At 72.4% G+C, this 12354-nt stretch carries 5 protein-coding genes; 3 read left to right on the top strand and 2 right to left on the bottom strand.

The features are described from left to right. Positions 1 to 73: 73 nt before the first annotated feature. Both ACFY1J_RS14240 and ACFY1J_RS14235 read right to left on the bottom strand, forming a co-directional pair. Positions 74 to 1612, bottom strand: a complete 1539-nt coding sequence (locus ACFY1J_RS14240) for an alpha/beta hydrolase (RefSeq protein WP_390708752.1) — start codon at positions 1610 to 1612, stop codon at positions 74 to 76. Positions 1613 to 1686: 74 nt separating this feature from the next. Next, positions 1687 to 4428: a lysylphosphatidylglycerol synthase domain-containing protein gene (locus ACFY1J_RS14235; RefSeq protein WP_390708753.1), complete on the bottom strand. Its 2742-nt coding sequence runs from the start codon at positions 4426 to 4428 to the stop codon at positions 1687 to 1689. A 186-nt stretch (positions 4429 to 4614) separates the two neighbouring features. Here ACFY1J_RS14235 and ACFY1J_RS14230 point away from each other — a divergent pair, with 186 nt between their 5' ends. The 3 genes from ACFY1J_RS14230 (at position 4615) to ACFY1J_RS14220 (ending at position 12310) form a co-directional block, all read left to right on the top strand. Beyond that, entirely contained in the window at positions 4615 to 5001 is a 387-nt protein-coding gene (locus tag ACFY1J_RS14230) for an MGMT family protein (RefSeq protein WP_390708754.1), read from the top strand. A gap of 257 nt (positions 5002 to 5258) precedes the next feature. After that, positions 5259 to 8648, top strand: coding sequence for an ATP-dependent helicase (locus tag ACFY1J_RS14225; protein WP_390708755.1), 3390 nt, complete (start codon positions 5259 to 5261; stop codon positions 8646 to 8648). Between the two features lie 167 nt (positions 8649 to 8815). Beyond that, positions 8816 to 12310 (top strand): UvrD-helicase domain-containing protein, encoded by a 3495-nt coding sequence (locus ACFY1J_RS14220; protein ID WP_390731273.1) that lies wholly within the window; start codon positions 8816 to 8818, stop codon positions 12308 to 12310. Positions 12311 to 12354: the final 44 nt, after the last annotated feature.

Here is a 12354-nt window from a genome sequence, read left to right as displayed (position 1 = left end):
GGATCAAGCCGAGCCTGTGCCGACCTGTGGATAACTCTCTGACCTGCGACTTCTCTCGGCAATCGGAGTGAGTTCAGGAGCAGACGGTCCCGGCCGGCGGCACCTTCACGTCCAGCAGATAGCCGTTCACCGTGTCCTGCACGCACTTGTTCTTGCTGTCGTACGCGCCGTGCCCCTGCCCCTTGTACGTCAGCTGGACGCCGACGCCCTTGCCGAGCGCGTCCACCATCTTCCGCGCGCCCTCGTAAGGGGTCGCGGGGTCGCCGGTGTTGCCCACGACGAGGATCGGCGCCGCCCCGGGTGCACTCACATCGGGATGATCGGCGGCACCCGGTACCGCCCAGTTGGTGCAGCTGAGCATGCCCCAGGCCAGGAAGTCCCCGAACAGCGGGGAGGCGGCGCGGAACTGCGGCAGCCTCTGCTCGACGAAGTCGTCCGTGTACCGCGGCTTGTCGTCGGCGCAGTTGATGGCGGTGTTCGCCGCGGTGATGTTGCTGTACTCGCCGTTCTCGCTGCGGCCGTTCATCGAGTCGGACAGCAGCATGAGGATCTTGCCGTCGCCGTCGTAGGCCTGCTCGAGCCCCTCCGTGAGGTACTCCCAGAAGTCCTTGGAGTACAGGGACTGCGCGATGCCGTTGGTCGCGGCGGTCTGGGTCAGTTGGCGCGGGAAGATGCCCGGGATCGGTTTCTTGTCGAGGTCACGGAGCAGCTTGGCGATGCGGTCCTTGACGTCCTGCGGGGTGTCGCCGATCGGGCACTCGGTGGTCTTCGACGTGCAGTCCTCGGCGAAGTTGTCGAGCGCGAGCTGGAAGCCCCGGGCCTGCCCGAGCGAGCTCTGTTCCGGGTTCTGCGTGGGGTCGACGACCCCGTCGAAGACGGCCCGGCCCACGTTCTTGGGGAACAAGTGGGCGTAGACGCCGCCGAGTTCGGTGCCGTACGAGATGCCGAAGTAGTGCAGCTTTTCGTCGCCGAGGACCTGGCGCATGAGGTCCATGTCGCGGGCGGCGTCCGTGGTGCGCACACGCGGGAGGACCCGCTTGGAGTTCTTCTCGCAGGCCCGGTTGAACTGCTTGGTGCGATTCAGGAGCTGGGCGCGCTCGGCCGCGTCGTCGGGCGTCGCGTCCTGCTGGAAGAACTCGTCTAGTTGCGCGTCGCTCTCGCACTCGACCGGGTCACTGCGACCGACCCCGCGCGGGTCGAAGCTCACCAGGTCGTAGCGGGTGCGCAGCTTGGCGTAGTCCTCGCCGAAGGCGGGCAGCGTGGTGACGCCGGAGCCGCCGGGGCCGCCGAAGTTGAAGATCAGCGAGCCGATCCGCTTGCTCGGGTCGCCGCTCGCCTTCGCCCGGATCAGCGCGATGCCGATGGTGGCGCCCTTGGGGTTGTTCCAGTCGAGGGGCGCCTGCATGGTGGCGCACTGCCAGGTGCCGCCGTTCGGCAGCGGGGACGGGGGCCCGCCGCCGCCCTCCGCCGGGGACGGCGCCGGGCAGTCCTTCCAGTCCAGTTTCTGCGCGGTCAGGTCCCCGTCGCCGGAGCCGCTGCTACAGCCCGCCACCAGGGAGGACAGCAGTACGGCGACGGTCACGGCGGCGCGGATCCGGATGGGCTTCGGCATGCTCCCATCCTGGGGCGGCGCACGGTGGGGCGCTCGGGGCGCGGGCCGTACGAGGTACTTCCGCCGGCGTACGGCTACAGGGCGCCCTTGCGCGTCAGGTGGTTGAAGGCCAGCCAGCCCGGCAGCACCGGCAGCCACAGGGTCAGGAGCCGGAACAGCAGGACGGCCGGTGCGGCGACCTCCTTGGGGAGGCCGACGGCGATGAGGCCGACCGTCAGGGTCGCCTCCACCGCGCCCACACCGCCCGGGGTCGGTGCCGCGGACCCGAGCGCGTTTCCGGCGAGGAAGACGACGGCGACGCTGGCGATGCTGAGCGAGGTGGAGTTGTCGCCGAACGCCCGGATCGACGCGTCCAGGCACATCACGAAGCAGGCGGTGAGCAGGAGCATGCCGCCGATGCCGGTGACCAGCTTCTGCGGCCGCTGCAGCACGTCCAGCATGCGCGGCACCACACCCGCGAACAGCGACCTCACGCGCGTGACGACGAATTTCCGCAGGAACGGCACCGAGGTCACCACGAGCACGAGCACCGCCACCGTGAGCAGGCCGGCGATGACCGTCCGGGACGGCGACAGCGACGGGGTCTTCTCGGTGCCGGTCAGATAGCCGAAGGACAGCAGCATCAGGATGTGGCAGCCGAGCCCGAACAGCTGCGAGGCGCCGACGCTCGCCACCGCGAGCCCGGGCCGTACGCCCGCGCGCTGCAGGAAGCGCGTGTTGAGTGCGACACCGCCGACCGCGGCCGGTGCCACGATCTTCACGAAGGACCCGGCGACCTGCGCCGCCACGGTCCGCAGGAACGGCACCCGCTCGGGCACGAACCCCAGCAGTGCCATGGCGGCGGCGACATAGCTGAGCGCCGAGAACAGCACCGCCGCGATCACCCAGCCCCACTGGGCCTGGGCGAAGAGCGTGCCGAACTCGATGTGCGTGAGCTGGGTCAGCAGGTAGTACGCGCCGATGGCACCCGCGATGAAACTGATCAGCGTGCGCGGCCGCACCCGCTCCAGGCGGGCCGGCTCCACGGGAGCCTGCGGCCTGATCCGCAGCACCTCGTGCCGGATCTGTGTCAGCAGATCCTCTTCGCGGGCCTCCTCCAGAGCCTCGTCGATGGCCCGCTTCTCGGCCCGCTGTTCCGCGCGCACCGTCTTCTTGTCGGGTTTCTCGAGTACGGGTCCGCTGTCCTCCGAGCCCTCCTCCAGGCGGGCCTGCCTGGCCTGCCGTGATGCCTCGAGGACCGCCTCGCGCTCCCGCTGCGCCCGCTCGCGGGCCAGTTTTCGCAGCGTCGCGCGCGTGGAGCGGGTCAGCGCGATCGGCTGGAGCATGGGCAGGCAGTCGGCGACGACGTCCGGACCGAGCACGCGGACGGCGGAGGCCACGGCCCGCTCGGCGCCCACCCGCAGGCCGAGCGTGGTGACCAGCTGGGCGACGTCCATGCGCAGCAGCAGATCGCCGGCCGCGATCTCGCCGCCGCGCAGATCGGTGAGGATCACCGTGCCGGAACGATCCACCACAATCGCGTCACCCGCCAGCCTGCGGTGCGCGATGCGCCGCGACTGCAGCGCCTGCACCTGGTGCCAGGTGTTGCGCAGCAGTTCGTCGGTGATCTCGTCGTCCGCCAGCGTGTCCAGCGTGTGCCCGCCGGTGTGCTCGTAGATGAGCATGACGGCGTCGGGGCCCAGCTCGGAGGTCGCGATCAGCTTGGGCGCGTTGGCGCCAGCCGCGATGGCCGCGTAGGCGAGCAGGGCCTCCTGCTCCAGCGCCTGGCGCAGCGACTGCAGGCTGCTGCGGGTCGCGAAGCCGCGCAGGGTCAGATTGCGCCACGCGCGGTAGAAGAAGCCCTGTGCCTGCTGCTCCCGGTCGACCACCGTGACATCGAGCGGCGGGCCGTCCTCCAGGGTGACGAAGTAGCGTCGGCCGCGGTCGCCGTTCTCCGTGTCCGCGGCCTCCTCGCGGGCCGCCGAGACGGGGTGGAACCCGACGTGCCGCAGGCCGGCCATCAGCGTCTGTCCCGTGGGGCGGACGTTGGGGGAGCCGACCGCGTACAGCGTCCCGTAGGCCACGGTCCAGCCGATCAGCACCGTCAGGATGATCGAGAACGGCGTCGTGTAGCCGGTGACCAGCATCGAGAACGCGTCGAGCATCAGCACGATCCACAGCACGGCACGCCAGCGGGGCCGCCGGGACATGCCGACGGCCGTCATGTACGCGATGACGGGTGCCAGATAGCCGTGCACCGGGTCGGTCAGGGCGTGGATGTCACCGGGGGAGGGCTGGGTGAGCGCCTCCTGGATCGAGTCGGGGGCGGCTCTGGCGACCCACAGGTCGGTGGCGAGGGTCACTCCGTGTGCGAGGACCGCCGCGAGCACGCCGTCGGCGATGCGCAGCCCGTCCCGCTTGATCAGCCGCTCGATCGCGAACGCGACCGGCACCAGGAGGATCGCGATGCTCGACGCCAGTCCGGCGATCTTGATCAGCAGATCGGGTGCCTGGCCGGTGCCCTTGTTGATGTCCTGTTCGAGCCCTGAGGTCGTTCCGTGTGCGAACGCGGCGATCGCGAGCAGGACGACGATGGCGAGCACGCCCACCAGGAGCCGCATCAGGTCGGACGGGCGGTGCACGCGCGCGGGGAGCAGCGGTTCGTCGCCCTCGACCTCGTCGACGTGAGCGTCGTCCGGGCCGTCGGCCCGGTTCGGCGGATCCGTCGTGTGTGCGGTCTCTTCAGGGCTCTTCTCGTGCACGTCGGCGGTGTCCGGACGCGAGGGGACGGCAGAGCCGCCCTCCGCGCCTTCGGCGTGCACGCCCTGCTGCTTCATCGTCTCTTCTTGGTCTCGTATCACCAGTCACCGCCCGCACGATGGTGGCATGCCCCATCGGCACACGGGGGCATCAGGGTGCAAATGCGGGGGCGCACAGTCTGCCGGAAGCGCCGCTCCAGGGCGAGGGATGCATCCGGTGACGAGTGCGTCACGTTGTCGGTGGGGTGGGGCAGGATGGGGCGAATGAGCGAGGAGAACCTTCCTGAGGGCGCCCGGGCGGGAGGCACGGAGGCGCTGCCGGAGTACGCCGAGCGGGTTCTCGACGTGGCCGAGCGGATTCCGCCCGGTCGTGTCATGACGTACGGGGACGTCGCCGAGTGGCTGGAGGAGGGCGGTCCGCGCCAGGTCGGCCGCGTGATGGCCCTCTACGGGGGAGCCGTGCCGTGGTGGCGCGTCGTGCGCGCCGACGGGGTGCTGCTTCCGGGCCACGAACTGCGGGCCCTTGACCACTATCGCGCGGAGGGCACCCCTTTGAAGGAGGCGAGCAGGGCCGCCGAGGGCCACCTGCCGCGGCTCGACCTGAGACGTGCGCGGTGGGACGGCGACGAGGGCGCGGAGGGTCACACCTGACAGCTTCCGCCATCGGACCCCTCCGAGGGGAACCTGTGGCCCGTACGGGGGACACGAGGGACGTCCGTGGCATGCCGTACGTTCGTGAGGCGTGGGACGCGCGTGTCGCAAGAGCCGGGAGGGAAGAAGCGGAAGCCTCACTTCCGTCCCACTCGGCGGCGTAGCGTCGACGGAACGCGTCCCCCTCACCCCTCGGCCACCGCTCTGCACGCACGGCGGCCCGACAACCAGTACGACCACCAGGACCGGCGAACCACGTGAGCTCCTCTTCCTCCACCAGGCGTCTGCCGCACCCCCAGGTGCGGCAGGGGAACCGTGGCGCTTACCGACTGGTGCGTACCCCGCCGGCCGAACAGGATCCCCCTCGTCTTGACGCCGCCCAGCGCGCGGTGGTTGACCACCGGTCCGGTCCGCTGCTCGTTCTCGCAGGTCCCGGCACCGGCAAGACCACCACGCTGGTGGAGTCCGTGGCCGCGCGGATCGCCCGCGGCGGGGACCCCGCGCGGATCCTCGTGCTGACGTTCAGCCGCAAGGCGGCCGTTGAACTCCGCGACCGCATGGCCCTGCGCATGGGGGCGGCCCGGGCGCCCCGGGCGACCACGTTCCACTCGTACTGCTATGCCCTGGTCCGTGCCCACCAGGACAGCGACCTGTTCGTGGAGCCGATGCGACTGCTCTCCGGCCCCGAGCAGGACGTCACCGTCCGCGAACTGCTCGCGGGCGAGCCCGATCTGGAACGCCTCGGCCTCACCCACGTGCGCTGGCCGGACGAACTGCGCGCCTGCCTGACCACCCGCGGCTTCGCCGACGAGGTCCGCGCGGTGCTCGCCCGCAGCCGGGAACTGGGTCTGGGCCCCGACGCTTTGGACGCCTTCGCCCGCCGGATCGGCCGCCCCGACTGGCGCGCCGCCGCCGCGTTCCTCGCCGAGTACCTCGACGTGCTCGACATGCAGGGCGTGCTCGACTACGCGGAACTCGTCCACCGCGCGGTGCTGCTGGCCCGCCGCCCCGAGGCCGCGGCCCGGCTCGCCGCGCAGTACGACGCCGTGTACGTCGACGAGTACCAGGACACCGACCCGGCCCAGGTGCGCCTGTTGCACGCCCTGGCCGGCGGCGGCCGCACCCTGGTCGCCTTCGGCGACCCCGACCAGTCGATCTACGCGTTCCGGGGCGCGGACGTGAACGGCATCCTGGACTTCCCGGCGGCCTTCCCGCGCGCGGACGGCCGTCCGGCTCCCGTCGAGGTTCTGCGGACCTCCCGCCGTTCCGGCGCCGCCCTGCTGGCCGCCACCCGTCTGGTGACCCAGCGCATGCCGCTGACCCGCCTGCCCGCCGACAAGGTACGAGCCCATCGTGAGCTCGTTCCGGCCCGGGACGGGGGCCGAGTCGAGGCGTACACGTACCCCACGGCCGGTACGGAGCTGGACAACATCGCCGACATCCTCCGCAGGGCGCACCTGGAGGACGGCGTTCCCTGGGGCGAGATGGCCGTCCTGGTGCGCGCCGGATCGCGCACCATCCCGACGGTCCGCCGCGCCCTCACGGCCGCCGGCGTCCCCCTGGACATCGACGGCGACGACCTGCCCCTGCGCCACGAGCCGGCGGTGGCACCGCTGCTGACGGCGCTCAGGGCGGTGGCGACGGCGGAGGCGGCAGGGGGCGTACGGGGCGACGGCGAGGCGTCCGCGCCACGGGGCAACGCCGGGGAGCAGCTTGCGGAGACCGCTGAGCAGTCCGCCGATCGATCCGCCGAGGACCCGGCTCCCGACACCTCCTGGCTGACCACCGAGACCGCTCTGACCCTGCTCACCTCCCCCCTCGCCGGCATGGACGCGGCCGACCTGCGCCGTCTCGGCCGGGCCCTGCGCGAGGAGGAGCGCGTGGCGGGCAACCCGCTGCCGCCGCCCTCGGACGAACTGCTCGCTCAGGCCCTCGCCGAACCCGAACGCCTGGTCGCACACGACCCCGTGTACGCCCGCGGGGCCCAGCGGCTCGGCGCGCTGCTCAGGAAGGCACGGGAGTGCCTCGCGGGCGGCGGCACGGCCGAGGAGGCGCTGTGGGAGCTGTGGCAGGGCACCCCATGGCCCACCCGTCTGGAACGGGCCGCCCGGCGTGGCGGCGCGGCCGGCCGCAACGCCGACCGTGACCTGGACGCCGTGTGCGCCCTGTTTGCGACCGCCGCGCGCGCGGAGGAACGCACCGGCGGCCGGGGCGCCCTGAACTTCCTGGAGGAGATCGAGGCCGAGGACATCGCCGCCGACACGCTCACCCGGCGTGCCGTACGGCCGGACGCCGTCCGTCTGATGACCGCGCACCGCTCCAAGGGCCTGGAGTGGCGCCTGGTCGTGGTCGCCGGCGTCCAGGAGGGCCTCTGGCCGGACCTGCGCCGCCGCGGCTCCCTTCTGGAGGCCGACCGCATCGGCCGCGACGGGCTCGCCGAACCGCTCACCCCCGGTGCGCTGCTCGCCGAGGAGCGGCGCCTCTTCTACGTCGCCGCCACGCGCGCGCGTGAACGCCTCGTCGTCACCGCGGTGCAGGCGCCCGCGGACGACGGTGACCAGCCCTCCCGTTTCCTCACGGAACTCGGCGTCGAGCCGCGGGACGTCACCGGCCGCCCCCGCCGCCCGCTGTCCGTGGCCGCGCTCGTCGCCGAGCTGCGCGCCACGACCGTCGACCCGCGCGCTTCTGCCACCCTCCGCGAGGCCGCCGCCCGTCGGCTCGCCCGGCTCGCAGCGCTCGCCGACGAGGACGGCCGCCCACTGGTCCCGTCGGCCCACCCCTACCGCTGGTGGGGCATGTTCGAGCCGACCGAGAGCAAGGTGCCGCTGCGCGACCGCAACCAGCCCGTGGTCCTGTCCGGCAGCGCCCTCGACCAGCTCGCCAACACGTGCGCCCTCCAGTGGTTCCTGGGCCGCGAGGTGAAGGCCGACGCACCCGCCACCGCCGCCCAGGGCTTCGGTAACGTGGTGCACGTCCTCGCCGACGAGGTCGCCTCCGGACGCACCCCCGCCGACCTTGCCGTCCTCATGGAGCGCCTGGAGTCGGTGTGGAACGCGCTCGCCTTCGACGCGCCCTGGAAGTCGGCGCAGGAGATGGAGCACGCGCGTGTGGCGCTCGAACGCTTCCTGAAGTGGCATGTGCTGGACCGCACCGGGCGCACACCCGTGACGAGCGAGCACGACTTCGACGTCACCCTCGAAGCGGGCGACTACGAGGTGCGCATCCGCGGCCAGATGGACCGCGTCGAGACGGACGGCGAGGGACGCGCGTACGTCGTGGACTTCAAGACCGGCAAGCAGCCGGTCAGCGCGGCCGAGGTGGCCCGCCATCCGCAGCTCGCCGTCTACCAGTTGGCCGTCGGCGCGGGAGCCGTGGACGACGCCTTCGACGGCGTACGCCCCGAACCGGGCGGTGCCGAACTCGTGCAGCTGCGCCAGGGTGCGGCCAAGCGCGACGGCGGCGAGACCCTGCCCAAGGTGCAGGCCCAGGAGCCGCTGGAGGGGGAGTGGGTCGGTGACCTGCTGGCCACCGCCGCCGGAAAGGTCCTCGACGAGCGGTTCACGCCGAGCACCGGCCAGCACTGCACGCACTGTGCGTTCCGGGCGTCGTGCAGCGCGCGGCCGGAGGGACGGCACGTGGTCGAGTAGCGGGCGGCACGCGGACGGACAGCGGGCGTGACACGGTCCGACAGTGGGCGTGACGGGGGCGGGCAACAGGCGTGACGCATCGCACCACCCGCGCCGACCTGCGGCTCTCCTCGTCGCGGCGGCCGATCGGGCATCCGCTGTCAGTGCCCGCCGCTAGCCTCTCCGACATGGCCGCCCGTATCACCGACCCCGAGCAGCTCAAGGAGCTCCTCGGCATCCCGTTCACCCCGGAGCAGATGGCCTGCATCACCGCGCCGCCCGCCCCGCAGGTGATCGTGGCCGGAGCGGGATCGGGCAAGACCACGGTGATGGCGGCACGGGTGGTGTGGCTGGTCGGCACCGGACAGGTCGCACCCGAGCAGGTACTCGGCCTCACCTTCACCAACAAGGCCGCCGGTGAACTCGCCGAACGCGTCCGCAAGGCACTGGTCAAGGCCGGTGTCACCGACCCCGACGTCATCGACCCGGACAACCCGCCCGGTGAGCCGGTGATCTCCACGTACCACGCCTTCGCCGGCCGCCTCCTGACCGACCACGGCCTGCGCATCGGACTGGAGCCGACATCGCGGCTGCTCGCCGACGCCACCCGCTACCAGCTCGCCGCGCGCGTACTGCGCGAGGCCCCCGGCCCCTACCCGGCGCTGACCCGCTCCTTCGCCGACCTGGTCAGTGACCTGCTCACCCTCGACTCCGAACTCGCCGAACACCTCGTACGCCCCGAGGACCTGCGCGCGTGGGACGCCGACCTGTTGGTGAGCCTGGAAGGCGCCAGGCTCACCAACGCCGACCTGCGCAAGGTCCCCGAGACGGCCGCCGCCCGCCGCGAACTCGCCGAACTCGTCGTGCGCTACCGGGCCGCCAAGCGCGAGCGCGACCTGCTCGACTTCGGTGACCAGATCGCCCTCTCGGCAGCCCTCGCCCGGATCCCCGAGGTGGGCCGCGTGCTGCGCGACGAGTTCCGCGTGGTGCTCCTCGACGAGTACCAGGACACCTCGGTGGCCCAGCGCGTCCTGCTGGCGGGCCTCTTCGGCGAGGGCACGGGCCATCCGGTGACCGCCGTCGGCGACCCCTGCCAGGCGATCTACGGCTGGCGCGGCGCCTCCGTGGCCAACCTCGACGACTTTCCCGAGCACTTCGCCGACGCCGAGGGCCGACCCGCCACCCGCCAGGCACTCAGCGAGAACCGCCGCAGCGGCGGCCGCCTCCTCGACCTCGCCAACGGCCTCGCCGAGCCGCTGCGCGCCATGCACGCGGGCGTGGAGGCCCTCCGCCCGGCCCCCGGCGCCGAGCGCGACGGCACGGTCCGCTGCGCCCTGCTGCCCACCCACGCCGAGGAGATGGGCTGGATCGCCGACTCCATCGCCCACCTCGTGCAGACCGGCAAGGCGCCCGGCGAAATCGCCGTCCTGTGCCGTACGGCGACCGACTTCGCCGAGATCCAGGGCGCGCTCGTCGCCCGCGACATCCCCGTCGAGGTCGTCGGCCTCTCCGGGCTGCTGCACCTGCCCGAGGTCGCCGACCTGGTCGCCGTCTGCGAGGTCCTCCAGGACCCCGGCGCCAATGCCTCCCTGGTGCGTCTGCTGACCGGCCCGCGCTGGCGCATCGGCCCCCGCGACCTCGCCCTCCTCGGACGGCGCGCCCGACTTCTCGTGGCCCACGCGCGCGTGGGCGCCGACGACGACCCGGACCGCCGGCTCGCCGAGGCCGTCGAGGGGGTCGATCCGTCCGAGGTGATATCGCTCGCGGACGCCCTCGACACATTCCTGGAGACACCCCTGAACGGCGCCGACGCCGAGGGGGACGACGACGGGCTGCCGTTCTCCCCGGACGCACGCGTGCGCTTCGCCCGCCTGGCCAGCGAACTGCGCGAACTGCGCCGCTCGCTGGCCGACCCGCTGATGGACGTCCTGCACCGTGTCCTCGCCGTCACCGGCCTGGAGGTGGAGCTGTCGGCGTCACCGCACGCGCTCGCCGCCCGCCGCCGCGAGACCCTGTCGAACTTCCTGGACATCGCCGCGTCCTTCGCCGCGAACGACGGCGAGGCCACCCTCCTGGCCTTCCTCGGCTTCCTGCGCACCGCCGCCCAGTACGAGAAGGGCCTCGACAACGCCCTCCCCGGCGGGGAGAACACCGTCAAGGTGCTCACCGCGCACAAGTCCAAGGGCCTGGAGTGGGACGTCGTCGTCGTGCCCGGCCTCGTCACCGGCACGTTCCCCAGCACACAGGGCCGCGAGAAGTGGACCTCCCAGGCCAAGGTGCTGCCGCACGAGCTGCGCGGAGACGCCGACACGCTGCCCGACGTCGAGGCCTGGAACTCCCGGGGGATGAAGGCCTTTTACGAGGCGATGAAGGAACACCAGCACACCGAGGAACTCCGCCTCGGATACGTCACCTTCACTCGCCCCCGTTCCCTGCTCCTCGGCTCCGGCCACTGGTGGGGCCCCGCCCAGAAGAAGCCCCGCGGACCCTCCGACTTCCTGCTCGCCCTGCACGACCACTGCGCCGCCGGGTACGGCGAGATCGAGGCCTGGGCGGACGAGCCCGCGCAGGACGAGGAGAACCCGGCCCTGCACCGCGCGATGGCCGACCAGGCCTGGCCGCTGCCCCTGGACGCCGCCGCACTGGCCCGCCGCCGCGCGGCCGCCGAGACCGTACTCGCCCACTTGGAAGACCTCGCCACCCACCAGGACACCCACCCGGCGGCCACCCACGACCCCGACACCTACGACGACCCGGACTGGCCCCCGCCACCGGACGAAGAGGTGCCCGACGAGGACCCGTTCTTCGAGGAGGACGCCGACGACTGGGAGTCCTGGAACATGGACCGCCCCGCCGTCCCGCACCAGGCCGGACCGAGCGAGCGGACGGCCGCCCGCCTCCCGGAGCCGGAGCGAGAGCCGGAGTCGCGGTGGGAGCGTGACCAGCGTGACTCGGAGCGCACACCCTTCACTCCCGAGGAGGCCCGCGCCATCGCCTCCTGGGACCGCGACCTCGACGCGCTCACCGGAGAGCTCCTGCGCGCCCGCCGCAGCGTCACGGACGTCGTCCTGCCGACCACACTGACCGCGACCCAGCTGCTGCGCCTGGCCGAGGACCCGGACGGTCTCGCGCAGGAACTCGCGCGCCCCATGCCGCGCCCCCCGCAACCCGCCGCGCGTCGAGGCACCCGATTCCACGCCTGGGTGGAGGCCCGGTTCGAAGAATTGACGCTGCCCATGCTGGACCCCGAGGACCTGCCGGGCAGCGAGGCCGAGATCGCCGACGAACGGGACCTCGAAGCGCTCAAGGACGCCTTCGAACGCAGCGAGTACGCCCACCGCACGCCCCATCGCGTCGAGGCCCCCTTCCAGCTCGCCCTCGCGGGCCGCGTCGTACGGGGGCGTATCGACGCCGTCTACAAGAACGGCGACGAGGGCGGTGTGACGTACGAGATCGTCGACTGGAAGACCAGCCGCGGCCGCGCCGCAGACCCGCTGCAGCTAGCCGTCTACCGGCTCGCGTGGGCCGAGCAGCAGGGCGTACCACTGGAATCGGTCACGGCCACCTTTGTGTACGTCCGCAGCGGAGAGGCCGTACGGCCGGCCGACCTGCCGGACCGGGCCGCCCTGGAGCGGCTGCTCCTGGGGGAGCCGGAGTGGCACGCGGGCGAACCCCGAGTGTGACGAACAGCCCGATCAGTATGTCCGCACGGGCCGATAGGCTCGTG

The sequence above is a fragment of the Streptomyces sp. NPDC001406 genome (assembly GCF_042895285.1).
In the GTDB taxonomy this organism is placed as follows: domain Bacteria; phylum Actinomycetota; class Actinomycetes; order Streptomycetales; family Streptomycetaceae; genus Streptomyces.
This window is presented reverse-complemented; position numbering and strand designations above follow the sequence as displayed.